General features: G+C 58.0%; 22 protein-coding genes and 2 tRNA genes. 14 read left to right on the top strand and 10 right to left on the bottom strand.

Features of this window, described 5'->3' with window-relative positions; translation table 11 throughout:
* Positions 1–78: 78 nt before the first annotated feature.
* From dnaG to ACR0AI_RS00825, 3 genes are all read right to left on the bottom strand, one after another.
* A complete protein-coding gene (gene dnaG, locus ACR0AI_RS00835) occupies positions 79–2,028 on the bottom strand; it encodes a DNA primase (protein ID WP_480671357.1) in 1,950 nt (649 codons plus the stop codon).
* Positions 2,029–2,108: 80 nt separating this feature from the next.
* The gene (locus tag ACR0AI_RS00830; RefSeq protein WP_170376237.1) at positions 2,109–2,405 is read right to left on the bottom strand and encodes a hypothetical protein; all 297 of its coding nucleotides are present in this window, start codon (positions 2,403–2,405) and stop codon (positions 2,109–2,111) included.
* 117 nt (positions 2,406–2,522) lie between these two features.
* Positions 2,523–3,953 (bottom strand): Glu/Leu/Phe/Val family dehydrogenase, encoded by a 1,431-nt coding sequence (locus ACR0AI_RS00825; RefSeq protein ID WP_170376235.1) that lies wholly within the window; start codon positions 3,951–3,953, stop codon positions 2,523–2,525.
* Between the two features lie 425 nt (positions 3,954–4,378).
* On the opposite strand from ACR0AI_RS00825, the gene ACR0AI_RS00820 reads away from it, so the two are divergent.
* From ACR0AI_RS00820 to ACR0AI_RS00810, 3 genes are read left to right on the top strand one after another with little or no spacing between them, the layout of a single operon-like run.
* Complete coding sequence (locus ACR0AI_RS00820; RefSeq protein ID WP_480671359.1) at positions 4,379–6,079, top strand: Tad domain-containing protein; 1,701 nt, start codon at positions 4,379–4,381, stop codon at positions 6,077–6,079.
* Entirely contained in the window at positions 6,076–6,645 is a 570-nt protein-coding gene (locus ACR0AI_RS00815) for a TadE/TadG family type IV pilus assembly protein (protein ID WP_480671361.1), read from the top strand. Before ACR0AI_RS00820 ends, ACR0AI_RS00815 begins: the two co-directional genes overlap by 4 nt.
* Positions 6,635–7,327, top strand: coding sequence for a TadE/TadG family type IV pilus assembly protein (locus tag ACR0AI_RS00810; RefSeq protein WP_480671363.1), 693 nt, complete (start codon positions 6,635–6,637; stop codon positions 7,325–7,327). The genes ACR0AI_RS00815 and ACR0AI_RS00810 overlap by 11 nt, the downstream gene beginning before the upstream one ends.
* Here the strand turns inward: ACR0AI_RS00810 and ACR0AI_RS00805 are convergent.
* On the bottom strand, positions 7,316–7,783 hold the full coding sequence (locus tag ACR0AI_RS00805; RefSeq protein WP_209250377.1) for a hypothetical protein: 468 nt from the start codon (positions 7,781–7,783) through the stop codon (positions 7,316–7,318). The genes ACR0AI_RS00810 and ACR0AI_RS00805 overlap by 12 nt on opposite strands.
* Before the next feature lie 158 nt (positions 7,784–7,941).
* Here ACR0AI_RS00805 and ACR0AI_RS00800 point away from each other — a divergent pair, with 158 nt between their 5' ends.
* Positions 7,942–8,853 (top strand): pirin family protein, encoded by a 912-nt coding sequence (locus tag ACR0AI_RS00800; protein WP_480671365.1) that lies wholly within the window; start codon positions 7,942–7,944, stop codon positions 8,851–8,853.
* Between the two features lie 24 nt (positions 8,854–8,877).
* Here the strand turns inward: ACR0AI_RS00800 and ACR0AI_RS00795 are convergent, their stop codons facing one another.
* On the bottom strand, positions 8,878–9,465 hold the full coding sequence (locus tag ACR0AI_RS00795) for a TetR/AcrR family transcriptional regulator (RefSeq protein WP_480671367.1): 588 nt from the start codon (positions 9,463–9,465) through the stop codon (positions 8,878–8,880).
* Positions 9,466–9,549: 84 nt separating this feature from the next.
* Between ACR0AI_RS00795 and ACR0AI_RS00790 the strand changes: the two genes are divergently transcribed.
* The 6 genes from ACR0AI_RS00790 (at position 9,550) to ACR0AI_RS00765 (ending at position 14,400) form a co-directional block, all read left to right on the top strand.
* Positions 9,550–9,813 carry a hypothetical protein gene (locus ACR0AI_RS00790; protein WP_480701233.1) on the top strand — a complete coding sequence of 88 codons (264 nt, stop codon included), beginning with the start codon at positions 9,550–9,552 and terminating at the stop codon, positions 9,811–9,813.
* Positions 9,814–9,939: 126 nt separating this feature from the next.
* A complete protein-coding gene (locus ACR0AI_RS00785) occupies positions 9,940–11,226 on the top strand; it encodes a homoserine dehydrogenase (protein WP_480671371.1) in 1,287 nt (428 codons plus the stop codon).
* Positions 11,227–11,297: 71 nt separating this feature from the next.
* Positions 11,298–12,281, top strand: a complete 984-nt coding sequence (glpX, locus tag ACR0AI_RS00780; RefSeq protein WP_480671373.1) for a class II fructose-bisphosphatase — start codon at positions 11,298–11,300, stop codon at positions 12,279–12,281.
* A 92-nt stretch (positions 12,282–12,373) separates the two neighbouring features.
* Complete coding sequence (gene recJ / locus ACR0AI_RS00775; RefSeq protein WP_480671375.1) at positions 12,374–14,116, top strand: single-stranded-DNA-specific exonuclease RecJ; 1,743 nt, start codon at positions 12,374–12,376, stop codon at positions 14,114–14,116.
* 108 nt (positions 14,117–14,224) lie between these two features.
* Positions 14,225–14,299, top strand: a tRNA-Glu gene (locus tag ACR0AI_RS00770).
* A 26-nt stretch (positions 14,300–14,325) separates the two neighbouring features.
* Positions 14,326–14,400, top strand: a tRNA-Glu gene (locus ACR0AI_RS00765).
* A gap of 270 nt (positions 14,401–14,670) precedes the next feature.
* On the opposite strand, the gene ACR0AI_RS00760 is transcribed toward ACR0AI_RS00765, so the two are convergent.
* On the bottom strand, positions 14,671–16,074 hold the full coding sequence (locus ACR0AI_RS00760) for an MATE family efflux transporter (protein WP_480671377.1): 1,404 nt from the start codon (positions 16,072–16,074) through the stop codon (positions 14,671–14,673).
* 314 nt (positions 16,075–16,388) lie between these two features.
* Between ACR0AI_RS00760 and ACR0AI_RS00755 the strand changes: the two genes are divergently transcribed.
* From ACR0AI_RS00755 to ACR0AI_RS00740, 4 genes are all read left to right on the top strand, one after another.
* Positions 16,389–16,949 carry a TRAP transporter small permease subunit gene (locus ACR0AI_RS00755; protein ID WP_480671379.1) on the top strand — a complete coding sequence of 187 codons (561 nt, stop codon included), beginning with the start codon at positions 16,389–16,391 and terminating at the stop codon, positions 16,947–16,949.
* Complete coding sequence (locus tag ACR0AI_RS00750; protein ID WP_480671381.1) at positions 16,946–18,274, top strand: TRAP transporter large permease; 1,329 nt, start codon at positions 16,946–16,948, stop codon at positions 18,272–18,274. Before ACR0AI_RS00755 ends, ACR0AI_RS00750 begins: the two co-directional genes overlap by 4 nt.
* Before the next feature lie 65 nt (positions 18,275–18,339).
* On the top strand, positions 18,340–19,380 hold the full coding sequence (locus ACR0AI_RS00745) for a TRAP transporter substrate-binding protein (RefSeq protein ID WP_480671383.1): 1,041 nt from the start codon (positions 18,340–18,342) through the stop codon (positions 19,378–19,380).
* A gap of 110 nt (positions 19,381–19,490) precedes the next feature.
* On the top strand, positions 19,491–19,916 hold the full coding sequence (locus ACR0AI_RS00740; RefSeq protein WP_480671385.1) for a VOC family protein: 426 nt from the start codon (positions 19,491–19,493) through the stop codon (positions 19,914–19,916).
* Positions 19,917–19,999: 83 nt separating this feature from the next.
* Here ACR0AI_RS00740 and xylA read toward each other — a convergent pair whose 3' ends face one another.
* The 4 genes from xylA to xylF all read right to left on the bottom strand — a co-directional run bounded on the left by xylA (position 20,000) and on the right by xylF (position 24,498).
* Positions 20,000–21,307: a xylose isomerase gene (gene xylA, locus ACR0AI_RS00735; RefSeq protein WP_480671387.1), complete on the bottom strand. Its 1,308-nt coding sequence runs from the start codon at positions 21,305–21,307 to the stop codon at positions 20,000–20,002.
* A 9-nt stretch (positions 21,308–21,316) separates the two neighbouring features.
* Complete coding sequence (locus ACR0AI_RS00730) at positions 21,317–22,114, bottom strand: ATP-binding cassette domain-containing protein (protein ID WP_480671389.1); 798 nt, start codon at positions 22,112–22,114, stop codon at positions 21,317–21,319.
* Positions 22,114–23,412, bottom strand: a complete 1,299-nt coding sequence (locus ACR0AI_RS00725) for a sugar ABC transporter permease (RefSeq protein ID WP_170376204.1) — start codon at positions 23,410–23,412, stop codon at positions 22,114–22,116. Before ACR0AI_RS00725 ends, ACR0AI_RS00730 begins: the two co-directional genes overlap by 1 nt.
* A 66-nt stretch (positions 23,413–23,478) precedes the next feature.
* Positions 23,479–24,498 carry a D-xylose ABC transporter substrate-binding protein gene (gene xylF / locus ACR0AI_RS00720; RefSeq protein WP_170642309.1) on the bottom strand — a complete coding sequence of 340 codons (1,020 nt, stop codon included), beginning with the start codon at positions 24,496–24,498 and terminating at the stop codon, positions 23,479–23,481.
* Positions 24,499–24,515 lie beyond the last annotated feature (17 nt).

The following is a 24,515-nucleotide window of genomic DNA, read 5'->3' as shown; positions in this document are numbered from 1 at the left end:
CGAATCATTAGCGCGTGAAACTGATTCGGCCACCCGTTTACCTGTTTTTCTTTTCCAGTGCTTTACGAAAACATCACTTCAGCGACGTTTCCGTTCGAAATTGATCCCGGACATGATTGCCTTGAACGCATCCTTTTCGTCGCGATTGATTCGCGCGCCATTGTCGGCAATGTCGAAAACGGCCCTGTCCTCATTCTGACTGCGGCTTGTACGGTTACGCTCTTCGGCGGCTTGCGCCAGCCGATAGGTCAGCGCCTCATCGGCCAGATCAGACAGTTCCTCTGCGGCTTCGGCAATCTCAGCATCCAACCCCCGGAGCGCTTTGATTTTCGCGAGTTCCTCGGCCAGTGTCATCTCGGCCTTTTCAACGTCGCCTGGTTTGAACACACAGGGGATCACAGCGACATGGCGAAGGCTCAGCAGATTTTCAAGGGGTTCGGCCCCCAAAGATTCAACGATATGGTCCCGAAGGTTTTCAGGATCATCAATCGCATGGCGCAGAATGGCATGACGCAGAGCAGCATGATCAGGGTCGTGACAATCCATCTCTTCCAGTTGCGCCTCAAACTGGACCACGACCTGCGGGTTTAAGATCGCAATGGCCAGAATCGCGGCTTCGCGCAAATGGATGTCCGCATTGTCCGAAGACGCCAGGAACGAGGCCCGCGCGCCCGCGGTCGCAGGCTGTTTCTGCGGCTGCCACTTCCCTTTTGGTTCCCACGCACGGTTTTGTGACTGTCTCTGCGGGCGAAACAATTGCCAGCGCAGATCTTTGATCTCTTGCCCGTAATGCGATCGGATCGAGGGGTCACGGATCAGCTTGATCTTGTCGCGCAGTACCTTGTCGAGCGCAGCTTTGCGTTCAGGGCTGTCAAAAACCTTGCCCTCAGTCTCGCGCTGCCACAGCAACTTCACCATCGGGATGGCCCCGTCCAGCACGGCCTGCACAGCCCCCGCCCCGTCGGCCCGCAGCAGATCATCCGGGTCTTTCCCTTCGGGCATCAGCGCAAACCGCAGAGATTTACCGGCCTCAAGCAGTGGCAAGGCCAGATCAACGGCCCGCATCGCCGCCCGCAGGCCGGCCGTGTCGCCATCCAGCGCAATGATCGGCTCATTCGAAATCCGCCAAAGCAATTGCAACTGATGTTCGGTAATCGCCGTTCCAAGCGGAGCAACCGACGCACCGAACCCGGCCTCGGCCAGCGCGATAACATCCATATAGCCCTCGGCCACGATCAGCGGCTGCCCTTTCCCGGCCGCCTGCCGCGCAGGCCCGTGGTTGTAAAGGCTGCGGCCCTTATCGAACAACTCGGTTTCGGGTGAGTTCAGGTATTTGGCGTTGTCATTCGGGTCCATCGCCCGGCCGCCGAATGCGATACACCGACCGCGCGGATCACGGATCGGGAACATGATACGGTTGCGGAACGTGTCATATGGTTTCTTGCCCTTGTTCGACGGCTTGGCCAGACCCGCCCCGAGGATCAGATCTTCGGCTACGTTCTTTCCGGTCAGATGATCCCATAGCGCCTGCCAGCCGTCCGGAGCAAAGCCGATCTCCCAACGCTCCAACGCCTTGGCGTCCAAACCTCGACGGGCCAGATAGTCGCGCGCCGCACTGCCTGCCCCGGTCTTGAGTTGCAGGCGAAAGAACTGAACCGCCTGCTCCATCACATCGGCCAGTTGCGTGCGGCGGTCTTGTTTTTCTTGCGTTTTCGGGTCGCGCGCGGGCATCGGCATGCCAGCTTCACGCGCCAGAATTTCCACCGCCTCCATAAAGGATACGTTTTCCGTTTCCTGTACGAAAGTAAACGCGTTGCCTTTGGCATGACAGCCAAAGCAGTAGTAGAATCCCTTTTGGTCATCTACATGAAAAGACGCCGTTTTTTCGTGGTGAAACGGGCACGGCGCCCACATGTCCCCCTTGCCCTGATTGGATTTTCGCTGATCCCACATGACTTTACGCCCAACAACCTGAGACAGGCTCAGCCGGGTGCGCAGCTCATCGAGAAATCCGGGGGGCAATGACATGGTTCAAACCTGCCAGAAATGAAAACGCGCGCCAAGGGTATGACGCGCGGTTGTCCACAGGGAAATTGCTGAGCTGTGGATTATTGCTGCAAACACAGCTCAAGCCACGCCGCACCAAGATCCTTTTTGCGCACATCGCGCATTTTTTGCTCATAGACCCAGGGCGTGATCAACGGGATCGCCGCGTTATAGTTCTCGGGCCATGTAGGGCTGGTTTCAGCTACAGCTTCCACAACGTCGCGCTCTTTCACCTTGTCCAGACGCGCTTTCTGGATCGCCGCCACGACGTCGGCTTGATACTGGCAGCTTTGTTCCTTGGTTTCGGCGGCGGCCAGAGGCGTTGCAAGCAAGGCTGCAGCGATGGCGATACGCAACATTGAGGTCTCCCGGATTCGTTTGTCTGGCCGCAGCTTACCTGCCAGCGCCGTTTTCGCAATCGACGCGCTGCATTCAGTTTGCGCACGGGGCAGAAAAGCCACCCCGCGCGCCTAGTGTCACAGGCCTTTGGCCCTGTAGCTTTTGGCCACGCGATCAATTGCAACGATATAGGCGGCTGTGCGCAGATCCTCGACATCGTCGCGGCTGTGCCAAACCTCGCGCATGGACTGGTAAGCGATCCGCATCGTGTCATCGAGGCCCGAGCGTACCAGCTCCAACTCATCCGCACCTTTGAGGTACTTTGCCTTGAAGTCCGGCGACATTGACCAGGCATCGCCCAGATAACGATCCAGCCGTTCAAGCTCGCTTACGATCAACTCATGCCGTGCCTCTTCTTGACGGCGCTGCATGCGACCAAATCGAATGTGGCTGAGGTTCTTCACCCATTCGAAATACGAGACCGTCACACCGCCCGCATTGGCATACATATCAGGAATGATGACGGTGCCCTTCTTGCGCAGAATTTCATCTGCACCCGCGGTCACCGGTCCATTCGCGGCCTCGATGATCAGCGGCGCCTTGATTCTGTCGGCATTGTCCAGATTGATGACACCTTCCAGAGCCGCCGGGATCAGGATGTCGCAGTCTGCCTCAAGCACCGAAGCGCCATCAGTTGAGTGGGTCGCGTCCGGGAAATCCTTCACGCCACCATGTTTGACGATCCAGTTGCGCACCGCCTCAACGTCGATACCGTCCGGGTTATATAGGGCACCGTCCCATTCGATGATCCCGATAATACGCGATCCGTCTTCCTCAGCGAGGAACTTGGCCGCGTGGTAGCCCACGTTGCCCAATCCCTGTACAACGACACGCTTACCGTCCAACTTGCCGGACAAACCGGCCTTGGCGATGTCCTCAGGGTGGCGGAAGAACTCGCGCAGTGCATATTGGATGCCCCGCCCTGTCGCCTCGACCCGCCCGGCAATGCCGCCTGCGTTCAACGGTTTGCCCGTCACACAAGCGCGTGCGTTGATGTCGGTGGTGTTCATCCGTGCGTATTGGTCAGCCATCCAGGCCATCTCGCGCTCACCCGTACCCATGTCAGGGGCCGGAACGTTTTGCGATGGATTGATCAGATCACGCTTGGCCAGCTCATAGGCAAAGCGTCGGGTGATCTGCTCCATCTCGTGTTCTTCGTATTTGCGCGGATCAATACACAGCCCGCCTTTCGAGCCGCCAAACGGCGTCTCAACCAGGGCGCATTTGTAGGTCATCAGCGCAGCAAGCGCCTCAACCTCGTCCTGGTTCACCGCCAAGGCATAACGAATCCCGCCCTTGACCGGCTCCATATGCTCGGAATGGACGGAACGGTAGCCGGTGAAAGTATGAATCTCACCGCGCAGACGCACCCCGAAACGAACCGTGTAGGTGGCATTGCAGACCCGGATTTTCTGCTCCAGACCGGGCGGCAGATCCATCAGGGACGCCGCCCTATTGAACATCAGATCCACACTTTCACGAAAGCTCGGTTCTTTGGTGCTGGTCATTAATCCCTCCGTACCGGTGAATGACGAACGTTATGGCGTTTTGTCGCACCACTGGCGCAAAGCTGCAATCTTTAACGATGAAATTTTCATCACTTTATGAAATCGGGACTCGAAACGGTCCCTGAGTCGGTTTCGGAAATTTGCGCCCGAGAATTGTCAACGCACGCGAAACAAACTTCGCTAACCTCAGTGAAATGCGGCCGTTTGCCGTTCAATCCCAGCAGCATAGTGGCAAAGTCGCCCAAATCTCGCCACGTTCGCCGACTAAATTCTTAAAGTTGATATGACCCGCCTTCCGTGCGCCGGATTACCTGCAGGGACTAGATATGAAAAAAGTGTTTAGGAATTCTGAATACAAACGACTTGAGCGATCCAGCCGCTCCGACAAAGGTGCTGCGTCTTTCCTGCGCTCGGAGCGCGGGACGATGACCATCTTAACGCTGAGTTTGATCCTTATCATCTTCACGGTGAGTGGATTTGCCGTCGATATGATGCGCTATGACCACGAACGCGCGCGGCTTCAGTATTCGCTTGATCGCGCCGTTTTGGCCGCCGCCGACCTGCAGCAGGATCTTTGCCCGAAAGACGTCGTGCAGGACTACTTGGTCAAAGAAGACTTGGACAGGTTTCTCGACGGCGAGGTCAAAGTTACCCCGAGGTCCTGCGATGATGACGGCAACAAGCTGATCGTCGGACAGCGCCGGGTCGAGGCAAGTGCGACCATGCCCGTGGGTATGCATTTCATGCAATGGTGGGACGTTGACTCGATAGACGTCAACGTCGTCAGCGTCGCCGAAGAGTCCATCGGCAACGTGGAAATCGCAATGGTTCTGGATGTCTCAGGTTCAATGAGAGGATCGCGCCTGACCAACCTGCAAGGTGCAGCCAAGAGCTTTGTTACCAAAATGTATGAGAACACGAGTTCCGACAAGCTTTCGATCTCGATCATTCCCTATGCAACGCAGGTGGGTGTCCCTTCTGCTGTCATGAACCAGCTCACGACCGCCGGCTCCAACAGATTTGCCAATTGTATCGACTTTGAAACCTCGGATCTGGCGGCGGGCGCGTTCGATCTTTCGAAAACCTACAACCAATCGCTATATTATTCTCGCTACGGCGGAGATCAGCGTCCGTCCGGTGGGTTCAGTTCACCGCGCATTGACGAACGATGCCGTTCTGAAGCCAGCCGTCAGCTTGTAGTCCATCAGAACAACGAAACGAACCTGCACACCTATATCGATTCGTTCTACGCCCGCGACAACACATCGATCAATGTCGGTATGAAATGGGCACTAACGCTGCTGGACGAAAACTTCCGCCCCGTTGTCACCAACATGATCGCAAACGGCCAGATACCGGCAGATTTTGCAGGTCGTCCCGCCGATAGCGTTGGCAGTGACACAATGAAAGTCATTGTTCTGATGACCGATGGCGAGAACACCTCTCGCACATGGGTGAAACCGCCATACAATGATGGCCAATCGGGCATCTGGTGGAATGATGACGAAGAAATCTATTCCGTCAACGTCAACCACTATGACGAGGACGACGACAGCTACAAATACGCTTGGCTGGGCGTCGATAGGGCATACTGGGACAGCAGCCGCGGCAGATACTGGGTGCGCGACGAGTTTCAGGACAACGCATACGGCGACCCTGGCTCAGACGGGAAGTTCAATGTCTACCTTTGCAGAGGAAACTACTACAGCAGCGGCTATTGCGACAACCTCGACAGGAGCGAGGTTCGCCAGCTCGATGAAGATGGAAGTGCCTTGTCTCTGACATGGCCTGCTTTGTGGGAGCGTACCTCGCGGTACGAAATCTATCAGTTGTTGTATGATTCCGTCGGCTCGAGCGACGCATACAATTGGTACTACGCGGCGACTGAGACCGAAAACCGTTCTACAAAAGACGATCAGGTCGAAGCGATGTGCGACTACGCGAAATCGGGCGCAAGAAACATCCTGATCTTCTCAGTTGCTTACGAGGCCACCACCAACGGTCGAAACCTCCTATGGTACTGCAAATCGGATGAAAACGCGTATTTCGCACCTAAAGGGTCCGAGATTGGCGAAGTCTTCGACGATATCGCTGCCAGCATTCAGAATCTGAGGCTAACCCAATGATCCGACATCTGAAAAACGTGCTGCGAAGGTTTCGCCGCGAAGAAAAGGGGATGGCCACAATCGAATTTGTAATGTGGTTTCCCATTTTCATCATGACCACCTATACCGGCGTCGAATACGGGATTTTGGCGTGGAACCATGCCAACCTGGAGCGTGCCCTGGACTCCACAATCCAGGATGTGCGCATGAATCGGATTGATCTTTACGAAGGCGAAACTGGTTGGACGCACGATCTGATAAAGCGGATCATCTGCGAAGAGGCCGGTGCCATTCCAAAATGCGAGGAAAACCTTGCCGTTGAGATGACAAGGGTCAATCAATTCGACAGTAGCGCAGTCCTTTCTGGCGATTTTGACAAACCGTTTTGCGTCGATACCCCTGAAGAAATTCGCGGCAAAGACGACCAGATCTTTTCACCCGGAACAGCAAATGAGTTGATGATCATACGTGCTTGTGTGGAGGTATCACCTTTGTTCATTGGCACAACGTTTGGCTACTTAGTTCGTCAAGATCCTGACGGCCAATATGAACTGCATGCAACGACGGTGTTTGTCCATGAACCTTAAATCACTCTTCAAAAAGCGCTTTGGCAATACTGCCGCGCGTTTTCTTCAGAAAGAAGATGGCGTCGTCAGCATCGAAGCCATTATGGTGTTTCCCCTTCTCTTCTGGTCAGTCTTCACGGCCTATTCCTATTTCGACGGATATCGTCAGGGCGCCAGCAACCTGAAAGCAGCCTACGCCGTTGCCGATATCCTGTCCCGAGAAAAGAATACGGTGACAGATCAGTACATCACATCAATGTACGATCTTCAGAAGTATATGATCGAAGAAGGTAATGGGTTGGCGCTGCGGATTTCTTTCGTGCGTTGGGACACTGGCGACGAAAGCACAGACTCTGATGATCGCCACTATGTGGAATGGTCCTGCACGCGCGGTGAAGGGCTAAATCGGTGGTCCAACGAAACAGTTGATCAGGTCTCGGATCGCATTCCTATCATGGCAGATAACGCCACGATGATTTTGGTCGAGACAAGGCACCACTACGTGCGCCCTTTCAAACTCGGGTTCGGCAGCAACAATTTCTTCATCGACAAGTTCATCTTCACACAACCCCGTGGATACACCTTCATCGAAGGGCCAGACTCGTGCAAGGACGCCAACAACGTGGGTAACGGTGGGGGTGATACCGGACATGACGACAGTACCCCTGAAGATAACACCACCGTGGAGCCGTCAACGCTGTAAGACCATAGCCGAGAGTATCTCGGACATGAACTTGGCCTCGGCGGATGCTGTCATGCCGCCGACGCCAACCCGGCGGCCCAGCCGCCACCACAGGCCGGGGGCCCAGACGTTGCTGGCCTTTTCGCGCGTTCGAACCAGAAACCCATTCGACGGTTTGAACGCGAAAACACCTCGGTCCACAGCTTCGATCTCCTCGACCCGTGCAATCACCTGCCCCGATCCGGTGCGCAGTTCAGACGCAGTCAGCTCGATCCTGTCCTGAGTGGCCATCCAAACGCGATAGGCCAGCCACAAGGACGCCGCACCAACCGCCAACAAAAACACCTGCCAGACGAGTTCGGGCGGAGAAGCCAGCGCCACGTAAATCACCAAAACACCTACGCTGCCCAGCATAGCAACACCGGCCACCCGTCTTGGGGATGATGCCTCGATCGTTGCCAGCACTTCGTCCTGCATGACTGCCTCCTGTCTGTCTGCTGTCTCGTGTATCCGCTTTGCGCAGAAATAAACAGGCCCTCCCCTGCCCTACATTTTCGCACATTCTTGGTGCCCCTGCGCAAATTGACCAGTCCCCGGATGGGCATACATCCTGCGAACAAATGAAGGAGGTTGCCATGTCCCTCAGACCCACATTGGAAACACGCAAGGCCGTACCGACGATGGAAGGAGCAGGCGTCAAGCTGCATCGCGCCTTCGGGTTTCAGGACCCGTCCGAATTGGACCCGTTTCTGTTGTTCGACGACTTTCGCAATGAACGCCCGCAGGACTATCAGGCAGGGTTTCCCTGGCATCCTCATCGCGGGATCGAGACGATCACTTATGTTCTGTCCGGCACGGTCGAGCATTCGGATTCGCTGGGCAACAGCGGGACGCTCGGTGCGGGTGATGTCCAATGGATGACGGCAGGGTCCGGCATTCTGCATCAGGAAATGCCGCACGGGAATACCTCGGGCCAGATGCATGGGTTTCAGCTCTGGGGCAACCTGCCCTCGGATCAGAAAATGACCGCTCCGCGCTATCAGGACGTTCAGGCCAAAGAGATCCCCGAGGTTGTCGAAGATGACGGCACCACAGTGCGTGTTATCGTGGGAGAGTTCTGGGGCAAAACCGGCCCGGTGGACGGCATTGCTGCAGATCCCCAATATCTGGACGTGCAGATCCCTGCCGGTGTCAAAAAGACGTTCAAGATCGACACCTACCGCCGTTCCTTTGCCTATGTGTTTCAGGGTCAGGCGGCTTTTGCCGATGCGTCCCAGCCGACCGGAGTTTTGTTGGAAAAGGAAGTCGCTGGGCAAGAGGTCAATATCCGCGACATGTCCGGAGACCGCACTCTGGTCCGGTTCGGCACCGGGGATGAGATCACGGTTCAGGCCGGGCCTAAAGGTGTTCGCTTTCTGCTGATCTCGGGCGCTCCGATTGATGAGCCTGTGGCGTGGCACGGACCCATCGTCATGAACACGCGTGCCGAACTGGAACAGGCGTTTCGTGAGCTGCGCAATGGAACCTTCATTCGCCCTGCCCACTAAGGTCAAGCCTGAGCCATCTTTGGGTCAGGCCGTCACTGCGCTGCGGACCATGTCCCAATAGATCTGCTCGACCTCGTCCAACGACAATCGCCCACCCGAGCGATACCAGGTCATCACACCATTCAGCATCGCAATCACCGCCAGCGTGGCGATCTTGGTGTCCGAGATCGCGAAGTGACCGGCTTTTTGGCCCTCACTCAAGATACGCTCCAGAGAATCCTCATAGGCGCGGCGCAGATCCTCGATCTCTGCGAAGTTGTTCGGCGTCAGGTTGCGCAACTCCATATAGGCGATGAAAACCTCGTCGGGGCGTTCCAGATGAAACCGGATGTGGAACCCGACAAAGCGGCGCAGAGCCTCTTGCGCGTCGCCGGTTTCACCAAGGGCATCATAGGTTTGCTGGAGCTCCTGCATGTGGTCGCGCATCAGGCGAAACAACAGGCTTTGCTTGTCAGGCGTGTAGTTGTACAGCGCCCCGGCCTGAACGCCGACCTCTTTGGCGATCTGGCGCATCGAAACGGCGGCATAGCCATGGCGCGCAAAAAGACCCAACGCTGCCTTGCGGATGCGCGGGCCGGTTATGTCCGAATGTGATCCCTGTGTACGAGCCATGGACCGACACTATCTGAACGTATGTTCAGATAGAACCCCGCTTGAACAGATCGGGTAAAAGAGGCATCACAAGACCAGTCCCTTGTGAAAGCACCTGTTATGAAGCGCCTGCCCGTTCTGGTTCTGATCCTGACCCTTGCCGGATGCACCAACTTCCCCGAGTTGGAGGGCAGCGAATCCCGTGCGGTCAAGACGGCGCCTTACCCCAACCTTTTGCCCCTACCCAACGTCCTGGGCGCACCTGCCGATCCGGTCAGCGAAGCCTCAGCCGTAGAGCAGGACCTGACTGCCCGGAGCGAGGCTTTGGCGAAGAAAGCCGAAGCGCTGCAAAACGCGCAGATCAACTAAAGATCGTCTTTTCCCAGCCCCGGCCAACGCGTGACGGATTGCGCCCGTGCCCTGAACCGGCTAAGGCAGCGCTGAACGGGCAAAAGGCCCGAAATCAGACTGGTACGAGCGAAAGGAACCCACGGGATGACACAGGCGCTGCGGCTTGGAATTGCGGGCTTGGGAACTGTTGGCGTGGGTGTTGTCCGGATTGTCCGGCGTCATGCCGATCTGCTGCAGGCACGCACCGGACGCCCGATTGAAATCGTCGCCGTCTCTGCCCGCGATTCAAGCAAGGACCGGGGCGTAAGCCTTTCGGACTTTGCGTGGGAAACCGATCCTGTGGCTTTGGCAAAACGCGATGACGTGGACGTGTTTGTCGAATTGATGGGCGGCGAAAACGGCCCAGCCAAAGCCTCGGTCGAGGCGGCGCTCGCCAGCGGCAAGGATGTTGTCACGGCCAACAAGGCACTGCTCGCCATCCATGGTCAGGAGCTGGCCGAAAAAGCCGAAGCGTCAGGCCGCGTGATCCGGTTCGAGGCCGCCGTCGCCGGAGGTATCCCGGTGATCAAGTCCCTCACCGAAGGTCTGGCCGGAAACGAGATCACCCGCGTGATGGGCGTGATGAACGGCACATGCAACTACATCCTGACCCGCATGCAATCGCAGGAAAAAGGCTATAACGCGCTGTTCGACGAATGCGCCGAACTGGGCTACCTCGAAGCGGATCCGAACCTGGATGTGGGCGGCATTGATGCGGCGCATAAACTGGCCCTGCTGTCCTCGATCGCGTTCGGCACGAAACCGAATTTCGACGGGATCGAGATTGAAGGCATCCAGCAAATCAGCCTCGACGATATCCATCAGGCCCATGACATGGGCTACCGGATCAAGCTGCTGGGTCTTGCGCAACGCACCGCGCGCGGCCTGGAACAGCGCATGCAGCCCTGCCTCGTGCCCAGCGACTCGCCGCTTGGTCAGCTCGAAGGCGGCACCAATATGGTGGTGATCGAAGGCGACGCAGTTGAACAAGTGGTGCTGCGCGGCCCTGGTGCTGGTGAAGGCCCGACTGCAAGCGCGGTGATGGGCGATGTTTGCGATCTGGCACGGGGTCTTAAAATCTCGACCTTCGGGCGCCCGGCCGCTGGCCTTGAAGATGCCACCCCAGCCATCACAGGCCTGCCTGCGCCCTATTACCTGCGTCTGGGTTTGCTGGACAAACCCGGTGCGCTGGCCAAGGTTGCGGCCATTCTGGGCGACGCGGGCGTGTCGATTGACCGGATGCGGCAGTACGGCCACAGCGACAGCACAGCCCCTGTTCTGATTGTCACGCACAAAACCACGCGGGCCACTCTGGACGTGGCGCTAGAGGGGTTCCGCACAACCGATGTTGTTGCGGGTGAGCCTGTCGCGCTTCGGATTGAACAGGTCTGAACCCTTGCAGCCTGCGCCATCCGCAGGCTATGCCAGACGAAACGCCATTGCCTGCCAAAGGAATACAACGCATGAACGCTGCCAAAATCGATTTTAACGACCGCCTGCTGTCCTTGGGCCTAGCGCGGGTCGCGGAACAGGCCGCGCTTGCCTCGGCCTCGCTGGTGGGACGCGGTGACGAGAAAGCCGCCGACCAGGCCGCCGTGAACGCGATGCGCGAGCAGTTGAACCTGCTGGATATCGCGGGAGTCGTGGTCATCGGCGAAGGCGAGCGTGATGAGGCCCCGATGCTTTATATCGGCGAAGAGGTTGGCACCGGCGAAGGCCCCGGCGTGGATATCGCTCTTGACCCGCTGGAAGGCACTACGCTGACTGCTAAGGACATGCCAAACGCGCTGACCGTGATCGCCATGGGCCCGCGCGGCTCGATGCTGCATGCGCCGGATGTTTATATGGACAAACTGGCCGTTGGCCCCGGCTACCCCGAAGGCGTCGTCTCGCTCGACATGAGCCCGCGCGAACGTGTTGAGGCATTGGCCAAGGCCAAGGGGTGCGAACCAGCCGATATTACCGTTTGCATCCTGGAGCGTCCGCGCCATGAGGCGATGATCGCCGAGGTGCGAGAAACCGGTGCCTCGATCCGCCTGATCACCGATGGCGATGTGGCGGGTGTTATGCATTGCGCCGAAAGCGAAACCACCGGCATCGACATGTATATGGGCCAAGGTGGCGCGCCCGAGGGCGTTCTGGCCGCTGCTGCTCTGAAATGCATGGGTGGTCAAATTTTTGGCCGTCTGTTGTTCCGCAACAATGACGAGCGTGGCCGCGCCGCCAAGGCAGGCATCACCGATCTGGATCGGATTTATGCTCGTGACGAGATGGTGACCGCAGATGTGATCTTTGCCGCGACCGGCGTAACCGGTGGCTCTCTGCTGCCGCGCATCAAGCGCGAGCCGGGCTGGGTTGAAACCACCACCCTTTTGATGCGCTCGAAAACCGGATCGGTTCGCCGCATGTCCTACCGCACGCCAATGTGGTCGCACGACGAAGCCTAAGCGGCTTGCGCCGATACCTTCGGCGGGAGTATCTGTGAAAAGATGAAGAGGCCGGGTCCAAATGGGTCCGGCCTTGGCATATGAGAGGCGCGATGAGTTTTCTTGGGGTTGAGCAATCTTTGACAGGCCGGCGCTGGGTAGGGCCCGCGCCCGAGGTAGAGCGCGCGACGGAAATGTTGGTGCAGCAGGCCGGTTTGCCTCGTGCAGTCTGTCAGGTGTTAGCGCGGCGGGGCGTCCCTCCGATGGAGGCTGCCGGTTTTCTGGAGCCAAAGCTGAAAGAGCTTTTGCCCGATCCGCGCAGCATGAAGGATATGGAGACCGCTGCGACCCGCTTTTTGAAAGCGGTCAGTGAAAAGCAGCGGATCGCGGTTTTTGCGGATTATGATGTGGATGGCGGTAGCTCGGCAGCGCTGCTGCTCGTTTGGCTGCGTCAGATGGGTCTGCAAGCGACACTTTATGTGCCGGACCGTATTGACGAAGGCTATGGGCCGAACGTGCCTGCGATGCAGTCGTTGGCAGCCTCGCATGATCTGATCATCTGCGTAGATTGCGGCACGTTGAGCCATGACCCGATCGCTGGAGCAAAAGGGGCTGATGTGATCGTGCTGGATCACCATCTGGGCAGTGAGACTTTGCCGGATTGTGTGGCCGTGGTGAACCCGAACCGGCAGGATGAAAGCGGCGATCTGGGCTATCTCTGTGCGGCGGGCGTTGTTTTTCTGATGCTGGTCGAGGCTGGGCGGCAAATGCGGGAGGCCGGGGCTAAAGGGCCAGATCTGGTGCCTCTGCTGGATCTGGTCGCGCTGGCGACTGTCGCCGATGTTGCCCCGTTGATCGAGGCGAACCGCGCTTTGGTCCGACAAGGTTTGAAGGTCATGGCAGGCCGTCAGCGCCCCGGTCTTGTCGCGCTATCGGATGTCGCTCGGATGGATGCGGCACCGAACAGCTATCACCTTGGGTTTCTGTTGGGACCGAGGGTGAACGCCGGGGGGCGTATCGGTCAGGCCGACCTTGGAGCGCGGTTGCTCAGTACTGACTCTTTGCACGAAGCGCAGGCCTTGTCTGAGCGGTTGGACACGCTGAACTCTGAACGGCGCGATATCGAAAATGCCGTACGCGCTGCTGCGCTTGAGCAGGCGGAGGAGCGCGGTTTGGACGCGCCCTTGGTCTGGGCAGCTGGCGAAGGGTGGCATCCGGGCGTCGTCGGTATCGTCGCCTCACGCCTAAAGGAAAACGCCAACCGCCCGGCGATTGTGATCGGCTTTGACGGAGATGAAGGCAAAGGATCGGGGCGGTCGATCTCGGGCGTTGATCTGGGGGCCTCGATCCAGCGACTGGCGGCTGAGGGGTTGTTGGTCAAAGGCGGCGGTCACAAGATGGCGGCCGGGCTGACCGTCATGCGCGATCAGTTGGAACCGGCCATGCAGCGCCTGTCAGAACTGCTGGAAAAACAAGGCGCAGGTCAAGGCGGTCCCGCAGACATGAAGCTCGACGGGGCATTGATGCCCGGCGCCGCGACCGTTGATCTGATCGAACAGATTGAGAAAGCAGGGCCTTTTGGGGCCAGCGCCCCTGCCCCGCGCTACGCCCTGCCCGACCTGCAGGTGCGTTTTGCCAAACGGGTGGGCGAGTCGCATTTGAAACTCTCGCTTGCGGATGGCCTTGGCGGCGGGCTGGACGCGATCGCATTCGGAGCTTTTGACGGGCCGATGGGTGAAAAGCTCTCAAATCACGGCGGCGCGCGCTTTCATTTCGCCGGTCGGCTTGAGGTTAACACATGGGGTGGTCGCCAAAACGTACAGCTTCGTCTTGAGGACGCGGCCGAGGCAAAATGACCGGTTTCAGGGCAACGGCGGGACAGGTCAAAAAACTTTCGCATCCCTGCATTTTTCGGCTTGCGGGGGTCGGGGTGAAACCGTAAAAGGCCCTCCACAAGCTAGCGTGGCCCGTTCGTCTATCGGTTAGGACGCCAGGTTTTCAACCTGGAAAGAGGGGTTCGATTCCCCTACGGGCTGCCATTTTTGCTTGTGAGCCAAGGCTCAGTGGCCCGTTCGTCTATCGGTTAGGACGCCAGGTTTTCAACCTGGAAAGAGGGGTTCGATTCCCCTACGGGCTGCCACTTCACCAGTATTCAATATTTAAAAGAAAATCAGAAGTCTGGCTTCAATCTTGCATTGTTTTGTCTTTGTTGCCTCTCGCTGTAGCTTCTATTGATGCGTTTCCAGTTGTGGTTGCTACAGTTCAATTCGTGCAAAACACTCTGGCAACCTTTCGTTCCAGAACCCCAAACCTCCGCCAGCGTGTTACGCCCTTCGACCGTTTCGACCACAAACTGATCATTGAACCTATGGCAGTCGCAGAGCCATGGTTCACCGGCACCTGCCTCGTGCTACCAGCCGCGACGGCCAAACAGAGAATGCAAGCGGTTCTGACCTGCAAACGGGTCGATCTCCTGCGCGCGTTCCAAGCTAGACACAACACGGCCGACCAAATTCCAACTGATCGCGGCGAAGATGATGCCTCCGAAAGCCTGCCCCAACAGAACTCCGGACGCCCCGGCCAGTGCCGATCCGATTGAGGCGAAGACCCAAGTGCCCACGGTATGGCGGCCCCAGTTGATCCATGTGGAATAGACCGGGTGGCCAAGGTTGTTGAAGCTGGCATTGGCGACGAAGATGACACCGTTGAAGAAAGACGCCAGCGCCAGAGGCCCGCAGAACAGGTAGATCAGCACGCGGGTCTCGCCCTCGGCCGCGAACAGATCCGCGATTGGTGCGCGCAACAGGAAAAGGACCGCCGCCATCCCAAGAACGTAGATCGCAGTAAATTTGATGCCGGCCAGAAAGGCCTCGCGCACGCGGGTGAACTGCTCGGCCCCGAAGTTTTGCCCGATGATGGGGCCGATTGCCCCAGACAGCGCAAAGATGACCGAGAACGCCACCGGCAAAAGTCGCCCGATCACAGCCATTCCGGCCACGGCATCCGTTCCGTACTCGGCAATCTCACGAACCACGATGGCATTGCCGATCGGGGTTGCCACATTGGTCAGCACGGCCGGGATCGCGATGGCCCGGACTGGTTTTAGATCGGATGCGACTTGCCCCAGCGATGGGCGGGCAAAGCCTCGGTGGACGCGCAGGGCGGGCCAAAGCGCAGCGGCGAGCATGCAGATCCGCGCCAGCACCGATGCAATCGCTGCACCGTCGAGCCCCAAACCAACCCCGAAGATCAGTATCGGGTCGAGAACCGCATTCACCACGCCGCCATAGATCGTGGCCATCATGGATCGCCGCGCATCCCCATGCGCCCGCAGAACCGCCATTGCGACCATTGCAATCGCCATCACCCACATGGTCGGCAGAATGATCGAGACATAGCGTGTGGCAAGCCTCAACACCTCGCCCTCAGCCCCCAAAAGCGACAGCAACGCGCTTAGATTCCAAAGCACCAGAACCGGGGTTACCAGCCCAACGCACAGACCCAGCGTGGCCACGCTCGAGGCATATTTCCGCGCCTCTTCCGGCCGCCCTGCCCCCAAGGCCCGTGCTGTTAACGCTCCGGCCGAGATCGACAGGCCGATATTGATTGCATTGGTGAAAAACAGAAGCGTTCCGGCATATCCCACGGCGGCGGCCAACGCGTCATTGCCAAGCATCGAGATAAACACCATGTCGACGAAATCGACCGCAAAGATCGCCATCAGGCCGATGCTGGTTGTCAGAGACATGCGCGTGACATGTCGCATCAGGCTGCCACTCAGGAAAACGGCTTCGCCTTGGGATTGATTGGCCATGTTCTACCTGCTCTGCGAGGGCGTTTGAGTTCTGTCACCTTCTCAGATGGCAGCGCAGCGTCAACAGTTTCATTTCGCCCAAAAGGCGGGCCATTTTCGGGCAATCACCACTGAGTCGGGTTTTGCAAGCCCTGAGCCGAAGCCGTGCTTGACAGAATCCAACCATCTCGTTCTGATACCAGCGTGAGCAAAAACACTGAATCAAACCAATGCATTGCCCGGATCACGCGCTGCTGTCAGCATCGCTCTCGGCATGGTTGCGTTCGGTCTGATGACCCCAAACGCCTGAAAGTCTGCCCCTCGTGACAGGACCCATGATGACTTATGTGCGGCTCATCGACCGCGCCAACCGGATGCTGGGTCGCGTGATCATGTATGGCATCTTCGTGATGATGGCGATCCTGCTCTATTCCTCGGTCTCCAAGACGTTCTTCGTGCCGTCCCTCTGGACGCTTGAAATGGCCCAATTCGCGATGGTGGCCTATTACATGCTGGGCGGGCCTTACGCGATGCAGATGGGCGCGAATGTTCGGATGGATCTGCTCTATGGTGAATGGACGGACCGTAAGAAAAGCCAGATCGACGCGCTTACCGTGGTGTTTCTGATTACCTACCTCGCTTTTCTACTCTGGGGTGGCTGGGACAGCTTGATGTATTCGTTCCAGTATGGCGGTGAGCGCTCGTCCTCGGCTTGGCGGCCCTATATCTGGCCGATCAAGACCATCATGGTTATCGGCATCTTTCTGATGCTGCTTCAGGCGATATCGGAACTCTGCAAGGACATCCTGCGCCTAAAAGGCTTTGACATGGGCAAAAAGGATGATGAGCCCGTCCACATGGCCCCCGAAGACCTTGAAGGAGGGCATCGCGGGTGAGCTACGAACTGATTGCCGCGCTCATGTTCTCGACCATGATGCTGATGCTGCTGACCGGTCAGCGGGTCTTTGGCGCGATTGGCTTTGTCGCCGTAATCGCCGCCTTCTTCCTGTGGGGCGACCGCGGAGGATACGATCTCGGCTTTGCGGCGGCGATCAAGGTGATGCGCTGGTATCCCCTTTTGACCCTGCCGATGTTCATCTTCATGGGTTACATCCTGTCCGAGTCACGGATTGCCGATGACCTCTATCGGATGTTCCACGTCTGGATGGGCGGCCTGTCCGGAGGGCTGGCCATCGGCACCATCGGCCTGATGGTTCTGATCTCGGCAATGAACGGGCTGTCTGTGGCTGGGATGGCGATCGGCGCCACCATCGCCCTGCCCGAGCTTCTACGCCGCAACTATGACAAGCTGATGGTCACCGGCGTGATACAGGCCGGATCGTCTCTGGGCATTCTGGTCCCGCCTTCTGTCGTACTCGTTCTTTATGCCATGATCGCGCGCCAGCCTGTCGGGCAACTCTGGCTGGCAGGGGTGATCCCTGGCTTGATGATGGCCACGATGTTCATCATCTATATCGCCATCCGCTGCCGCATAAATCCGGCGCTTGGCCCTGTGATGAGCGCGGAGGAACGCGCAGAGGTCACATGGGGCGAAAAGATGCGCCTGCTAGTGGCCGGCCTGCTGCCGCTGGGCATCTTCGCTGTGATGATGGTGCCCTTTGTCAATGGCTGGACATCTTTGGTGGAAAGCTCGGCTTTGGGAGCAATTGCGGCCTTTATGGCGGCCGTTCTTAAACGTCGCATGACATGGCAGGTCTTTGAAACCTCGATCAAGCAGACGCTGGGTATCACCTGCATGTTCATGTGGATTATCCTCGCCGCACTCGCCTTCGGGGCTGTCTTCGACGGTCTAGGCGCTGTGAAAGCGATTGAGAACCTGTTTACCGTTCAACTCGGCCTGAACCCGTGGATCATCCTGATCCTGATGCAGCTGAGCTTTCTACTTATGGGGACATTCCTCGATGACACGGCCATGCTGGTCATCGTCGCGCCCCTTTACGTGCCGCTGGTCGGCGCGCTTGGGTTTGACCTGATCTGGTATGGCGTGCTCTACACGATCACCTGCCAGATAGCTTATATGACACCGCCTTTCGGGTATAACCTGTTCCTGATGCGGGCGATGGCCCCGCCTGAGGTGACGATCAAAGACATTTACCGCTCAATCATCCCGTTTGTCTGCGTGATGGCTGTGGCGCTGGGATTGGTCATGGCCTTCCCCGACATCGCATTGTGGCTTCCGGGCGTCGTCTACGGAAACTGAGCATACAAGAGAAGAAGCCGGAAAAACCGGTTCGATTTCAACAAAAAGCACAGGAGAGGAAGACTATGACCACAACAAGACGCAGATTTTTACGCACTGCTGCTTTGGCCGCGCCTGCGACGCTGGCAGCGCCCGCAATCGTCAAAGCGCAGGCCCCGATCAAATGGCGCTTTCAGACCTACGCAGGGGGTGCGTTGGGTGAGCATGTGACCAAACCAGCCATCGACTACATCAATGCCAACGCCAATGGCGAGCTTGAGATCGAGCTTTTCTATGCCGACCAGATCGTCCCCACCGGAGAGCTGTTCCAGGCGCTTCAGCGCGGCACCATCGACGGTGTGCATTCGGACGATGACTCGATGGCCTCGCCCACGCCGCTGCGCGTGTTCGGAGGGTATTTCCCCTTCGCAACCAAGCACATCCTCGACGTTCCTGTCCTTTTTAACCAGTACGGTCTGGCTGATATCTGGCGCGACGAATACGCCAAGGTCGGTGTGCAATGGCTGTCCGCCGCAGGTCAGGACCCATGCAACTTTAACACCAAGAAGGAAATCACCTCGGTCGCTGATCTGGATGGGCTGAAGCTCTATACCTTCCCGACCGCAGGTCGCTTCCTTTCCAAGTTCGGCGTGGTTCCGGTGAACATCCCCTATGAAGACGCCGAAGTGGCCGTTCAGACAGGTGAGCTGGATGGCATGGCATGGTCCGGCATTACCGAGGACTACACGGTCGGCTGGGCCGATGTGACCGACTACTTCCTGACCAACAACATCTCGGGCGCATGGATCGGATCGTGGTTCGCCAACCAAGAGCGTTGGAACGAATTGCCGGATCACCTGAAATCCGTCGTGATGGCCGGGATCGAGGCCGGACACACCTATCGGAATCAGTGGTACTGGGGTGGCGAAGCGGCGCTGCGAGCCAATGGGGATAAGCTGGAGCTGCGCTCGGTTCCGCCCGGCGAATGGGCCGAGGTTGAGAACGCGGCCAAGGAGTTCTGGGACGAGATTGCTCAGGAAGGCGAAGTCCACCAGAAGATCATCGGCATCTTCCAAGAGTATAACAGCGTCATCAATCAGGCCGGCGTGCCCTACAACTTCGAATAAAGAAACGGGCGACCCCGCGCAAAGGGGTCGCCTTTCAATTTGCCATCCACAGCAACAACCCGACATGCTAGAGGTTCTGAGACACCTAAGGTTCAGGGTAAGGGCAGAGCATGAAACTGGAATTCCACCACATCAACTTCGTTTCCGAAGATGTTGATCGTATGCACGATTTCTACACCAACGTGCTGGGGCTGGATAACATCCCGCAAGATAATTTCCCACGGACCGAGGCCAATGAGGACAGCGGCTATGACGGCAAGATCCGCTTTGCGACCGAGGGCCACATGCAGATGCATCTGGCCGAGCGTGCCTTTGACGTCGCCTTCAAGAACGGCCAAGTGATCAACCCGGTGGAACGCGGCCATATCGCCTTTCGTACCGATGACCTGCCTGCGTTCCTGGAGCTGCTGGACGAGCGCGGCATCCCCTATTCTGACTACGGCACCACCTTCGCAAAAGAATGGCATCAGGTCTTCTTTCAAGACCCTGAGGGCAACGTGATCGAGGTTCATCAACAGGTCGATCCGAGCGGCTAACCCAAAAAAGGCCCGCGCACTCAGGTCGTGCAGCGGGCCTTTGGTAGAGTTGTTGGGCTGGAAGCCCGCCCGAACGTGGCGGTTCAAACGAACCTGTTGACGTAGTTCTCGAGAATTTCCTGCCGACCAGAGCGAGGCTGCGGATTGATATCCTCGGCCAAGACGCGGGCCGTGATTTCATCCAGACCAGAGGACAGCATGGATTGTGCGGTGTCCGACGACCATCCCGCGTATCTGTCCACCAGCGCGGCTTCTAACCCGCCATCTTCGATCATGGCGGCGGCCGCTTTCAATCCGCGCGCGCAGATATCCATACCACCCACATGTGCGGCGATCAGATCCTCGGCGTCGATCGACTGACGCCGGATCTTCGCGTCGAAATTGGTGCCGCCCGTGGTGAAGCCTCCGGCCTTGAGGATATGATAGTAGGCCAATGCGACCTCGGGCGTATTGTTAGGGAATTGGTCCGTATCCCAACCCGACTGATAGTCGTTGCGGTTCATATCTATGGAACCCAGCATGCCTTCGGCCGTCGCAGTTGCGATCTCATGCTCAAAGCTGTGACCGGCCAGAATGGCGTGCCCCTGTTCGAGGTTCAGCTTGACTTCGTCCTCAAGGCCGTACTTGCGAAGGAAGCCGATGCAAGTGGCAGCGTCGTAGTCATACTGATGCTTGGACGGCTCCTGCGGCTTGGGTTCGACCAGAATGGCGCCCTTGAAGCCGATCTTGTGCTTGTACTCGACCACCATGTTCAGGAACCGGCCCATGTGATCAAGCTCAGCCCCCATATCGGTGTTGAGCAACGTCTCATAGCCTTCACGCCCGCCCCACAGCACGTAGTTCTCGCCCCCCAGTTTATGGGTCGCGTCGATGCAGGATTTCACCGTGGCGGCGGCAAAGGCAAACACGTCTGGATCAGGGTTCGTGCTGGCCCCGCCCATCCAGCGGCGATGGCTGAACATATTGGCCGTTCCCCAAAGCAGCTTGGTTCCCGAGACCTGCATCTTCTCACCGATATAGTCAGTGATCTCTTCCAGAGTTCTCAGGTTATCCGCATAGTTGCCCTGTTCGGGTCGGATATCCGCGTCGTGCCAGCAGAAATAGGGCTGCCCGAGAATGTCGAACATCTCGAACGCGATGTCGGCCTTCATCTTGGCCCGGCCCATATCATCCTGCGGATGCCAGGGGCGCAAAAGCGTCGGGCCACCAAACGGATCGCCCCCTTCCCAGGCGAACGAGTGCCACCACGCGACGGCGAAACGCAGCTGATCCACCATGCGTTTGCCCATGACGACCTCGTCCGGATTGTAGTGACGAAAGGCGAGCGGGTTCTTGCTGTCTTCGCCTTCGTACCGGATCTTTTCGATCTCTTGAAAGAAACCACTCGCCATTGTCTTCCCTCACTCAGTCTTTTCGCCGGGCTTTTTGCCCAGAATAATCATCGACAGCAGATCATCATCGGTGACATCGGGGATGTCGACGGTTCCGACCAATTGACCGTTCTTCATGACCGAAGCCCGATCACATAGTTCCATCACAGCATGCACATCATGGTCTATCAGGAAAATCCCAATCCCCTGCGCCTTGAGTTTCTGAATCAGTTCCGCAACCATCTGGGTCTCATGCGGTCCCAATGCGGCTGTGGGTTCATCCATGATCAGGATGCGCGCGTTGAAATACACCGCCCGGGCAATTGCAACCGACTGACGCTGACCGCCAGACAGGGCCGAGACCGGGTCATTGAACTTCTGGAAATTCGGGTTCAGCTGGCCCATGATCTTGCGGCACTCGGCCTCCATCGCGGCGTCGTTGACCAAGCCCATCGGTGTCACCATTTCGCGCCCCAAAAACAGGTTCGAGCTGGCGTCTAGGTTGTCGGCCAAAGCGAGCGTCTGATAGATCGTCTCGATATTGTTGGCCCGCGCGTCCCGAGGGTTGTTGATCTCGACTTTTTCACCGTCGATCCGGATCTCGCCGCTGTCCATCTGGTAGGCGCCGGACAGGACCTTGATCAGCGTGGACTTCCCTGCCCCGTTATGGCCCAGCAGGCCCACAACTTCGCCGGGGTAGAGGTCGACCGACACGTGATCCACCGCCTTGATGCCCCCGAAGGAAATCGAGATGTCGTTCATTTCGACCAGAGGCGGCTTGCCAGAGCCGCGACCCGAATTTGTTCTCTGCGTTTCTTCAGCTTGCATCATTTCGCTCCCAGACGTTTGCGATAGACGATGTCGATATAGACAGCCAGGACGAGCACAGCACCGACGACGATGTTCTGGAACGGAGCATCCACACCAACCATCGCCATCCCCGATTGCAGCGCCTGCATGATCAGGGCCCCCAGGATCGCACCATAGATCGTCCCCAGACCACCGGACAGGGCTGTCCCGCCGATGACGGCTGCAGCAATAACACGAAGCTCATCCAGCGTACCAATGTCGTTCGAGTGGTTGGCCAGACGGGCCGAAGCCACAACAGCTGACAGCGCGCAAAGGAAGCCCATCAAGGCAAAGATCTTGACGGTCATCATGCGCGTGTTGATGCCCGAAAGCTCAGCCGCGTCGGGGTTGCCGCCAGTTGCAAAAATATAGCGACCGAACCGGGTCTTGCGGGCCACGACGGTCAGTGTGACGGCCACCAGGATCAGGATCAGAACCGAGATCGGGATGCCATAGCCGACGACCAGACCCTCGGGCATAATCTCGCCGCGCGCTTCGAACATACGCTCGAGCCGGCGGGTCGGGATGGCGTAGCTGTTGACGATGAAGACATAGCCCATGATCGCGATGCCGATGATCCCGGCCAGCGTTGTTTCCGCCCAGACGGGTTTGACCGGGAAGCCATGTGCGGCCTTGGACCGGCGCGCACTCCAGAGCGCCCAGATCGCGGCGGCTGTGGCGGCAAGACCGAACAGAAGACTGGCCGTAGTGCCAAGCGTTCCGTTGGTGCCGCCGAACATCAGGAATGTGCTATCCAGCGGGCCAATGGTCTGGCCATCGGTCATGTACCAGGCGACGTTGCGCCAGACCAGAAAGCCTCCGAGGGTCACGATGAAGGCGGGAATTGTCAGGTACCCGATCATCCAGCCTTGAAAAGCCCCGATAAGGGTTCCGACCGCAAGCCCAACGACCAGAGTGATCGCCCAGGTGGCCGGGTTGTTTAGGCCCATGCCCAGCATGTTCGGCAAAAGCTCGGTCTGGGTCATGGCCATCACGGCGGATGTCGTCGCCAGCAAGGCGCCGACAGAAAGGTCGATGTGGCGCATCACAATGATGAACACCATGCCACAGGCCATGATCGCAACCGACACGGTCTGAATGGACAGGTTGAACAGGTTGCGAGGGGTCAGAAAACGCCCATCAGTGACGATATTGAACCCGATGCAAAGGATGATAAACGCGCCGATCATACCCAATAGCCGCATATCCAGCTCAAGCTGCTGGAACAAGTTTTGCTTGCTTTTCTGGGGTACCGGCTGAGACGAAGTTTCGGTCATATCCGATCTTTCATGTTCAGCGATTGGGATCCCGGCCCGCCTACGCAGGCCGGGAATTATAGTAGTTTAGTTACAGGGGGCTGGGCCGTTTTCCACGCCCTGGCACAGGTCTTCCAGCGGAATCCAGCCTGCGTCCACAACAACCGAGAGGTTGTCTTTTGTGATCGGAACCGGTGCCAAGAAGACCGAAGTCATCTCGGTGCCACCAGGCGACGTCCAGCTGACCGCGCCTTCAACATCTCCTGCAGCCGTGCCACCACTCAGCGCGACTGCGATCTCGCCTGCGGCTTTGCCCAGCTCACGCGCGTCTTTCCAGACAGACACGGTTTGGGTGCCCAGAGCGACGCGGTTCAGAGCGGCATGGTCACCGTCCTGACCCGAGACAGGGATACCTTCCATGCCCTGCGCCGTCAGCGCAGCAACAACACCACCGGCAGTACCATCATTCGAGGCAACCACGGCGTCCACGTTGTTTTCGTTTGCCGTCAGGATCTGCTCCATGTTGCGCTGTGCGTTCGCGGGCAGCCAGCCATCGGTATAGGCTTCGCCGACGATTACAACGTCACCGCTGTCGACGGCGGCCTGAATGATCTCTTGCTGACCGCCACGCAGGAAGTCCGCGTTCGGGTCGGTCGGAGAGCCCTTGATCATAACGTAGTTGCCCTTGGGCATCGCTTCGAACACCGCGCGGGCCTGCATGCGGCCAACTTCGACATTATCGAAGGTCAGGTAGAAGGCGCGATCATCTTCGATCAGGCGGTCATATGCGATAACCGGGATACCTTCGTCTGCTGCGGCCTGAACCGCCGGGCCAATCGCCTGCGAGTCTTGCGCGAGGATGATCAGCGCGTCCACGCCCTGGGCGATCAGACTTTCAATATCCGCCAGCTGCTTTGCAGAAGACGACTGCGCGTCGGCAGAGATATACTCGGCCCCACCCGCCTCAAGCGCGGATTTGATCGCGGCTTCGTCAGTCTTCCAACGCTCTTCCTGAAAGTTCGACCAGCTGACGCCAACGACGGTTTCAGCAAAGGCAGCCGTACCCATAAGGGCCGCTGCGACTGAAATGCTTAGGAATTTCTTCATGCTTTCCTCCCGGTTGT

It is taken from the genome of Ruegeria sp. BG3, from assembly GCF_056538485.1.
This window is presented reverse-complemented; position numbering and strand designations above follow the sequence as displayed.

Excerpts from the sequence above, each read along its gene's own strand:
- ACR0AI_RS00830 (WP_170376237.1), bottom strand. The coding sequence starts at position 2,405 with ATGTTGCGTATCGCCATCGCTGCAGCCTTGCTTGCAACGCCTCTGGCC.
- glpX (WP_480671373.1), top strand. The coding sequence starts at position 11,298 with ATGAACGCTGCCAAAATCGATTTTAACGACCGCCTGCTGTCCTTGGGC.
- ACR0AI_RS00725 (WP_170376204.1), bottom strand. The coding sequence starts at position 23,412 with ATGACCGAAACTTCGTCTCAGCCGGTACCCCAGAAAAGCAAGCAAAAC.
- ACR0AI_RS00740 (WP_480671385.1), top strand. The coding sequence starts at position 19,491 with ATGAAACTGGAATTCCACCACATCAACTTCGTTTCCGAAGATGTTGAT.
- ACR0AI_RS00730 (WP_480671389.1), bottom strand. The coding sequence starts at position 22,114 with ATGCAAGCTGAAGAAACGCAGAGAACAAATTCGGGTCGCGGCTCTGGC.
- ACR0AI_RS00810 (WP_480671363.1), top strand. The coding sequence starts at position 6,635 with ATGAACCTTAAATCACTCTTCAAAAAGCGCTTTGGCAATACTGCCGCG.
- ACR0AI_RS00785 (WP_480671371.1), top strand. The coding sequence starts at position 9,940 with ATGACACAGGCGCTGCGGCTTGGAATTGCGGGCTTGGGAACTGTTGGC.
- ACR0AI_RS00820 (WP_480671359.1), top strand. The coding sequence starts at position 4,379 with ATGACCATCTTAACGCTGAGTTTGATCCTTATCATCTTCACGGTGAGT.
- ACR0AI_RS00745 (WP_480671383.1), top strand. The coding sequence starts at position 18,340 with ATGACCACAACAAGACGCAGATTTTTACGCACTGCTGCTTTGGCCGCG.
- recJ (WP_480671375.1), top strand. The coding sequence starts at position 12,374 with ATGAGTTTTCTTGGGGTTGAGCAATCTTTGACAGGCCGGCGCTGGGTA.
- xylF (WP_170642309.1), bottom strand. The coding sequence starts at position 24,498 with ATGAAGAAATTCCTAAGCATTTCAGTCGCAGCGGCCCTTATGGGTACG.
- xylA (WP_480671387.1), bottom strand. The coding sequence starts at position 21,307 with ATGGCGAGTGGTTTCTTTCAAGAGATCGAAAAGATCCGGTACGAAGGC.
- ACR0AI_RS00825 (WP_170376235.1), bottom strand. The coding sequence starts at position 3,953 with ATGACCAGCACCAAAGAACCGAGCTTTCGTGAAAGTGTGGATCTGATG.
- ACR0AI_RS00800 (WP_480671365.1), top strand. The coding sequence starts at position 7,942 with ATGTCCCTCAGACCCACATTGGAAACACGCAAGGCCGTACCGACGATG.
- ACR0AI_RS00815 (WP_480671361.1), top strand. The coding sequence starts at position 6,076 with ATGATCCGACATCTGAAAAACGTGCTGCGAAGGTTTCGCCGCGAAGAA.
- dnaG (WP_480671357.1), bottom strand. The coding sequence starts at position 2,028 with ATGTCATTGCCCCCCGGATTTCTCGATGAGCTGCGCACCCGGCTGAGC.
- ACR0AI_RS00795 (WP_480671367.1), bottom strand. The coding sequence starts at position 9,465 with ATGGCTCGTACACAGGGATCACATTCGGACATAACCGGCCCGCGCATC.
- ACR0AI_RS00760 (WP_480671377.1), bottom strand. The coding sequence starts at position 16,074 with ATGGCCAATCAATCCCAAGGCGAAGCCGTTTTCCTGAGTGGCAGCCTG.
- ACR0AI_RS00805 (WP_209250377.1), bottom strand. The coding sequence starts at position 7,783 with ATGCAGGACGAAGTGCTGGCAACGATCGAGGCATCATCCCCAAGACGG.
- ACR0AI_RS00755 (WP_480671379.1), top strand. The coding sequence starts at position 16,389 with ATGATGACTTATGTGCGGCTCATCGACCGCGCCAACCGGATGCTGGGT.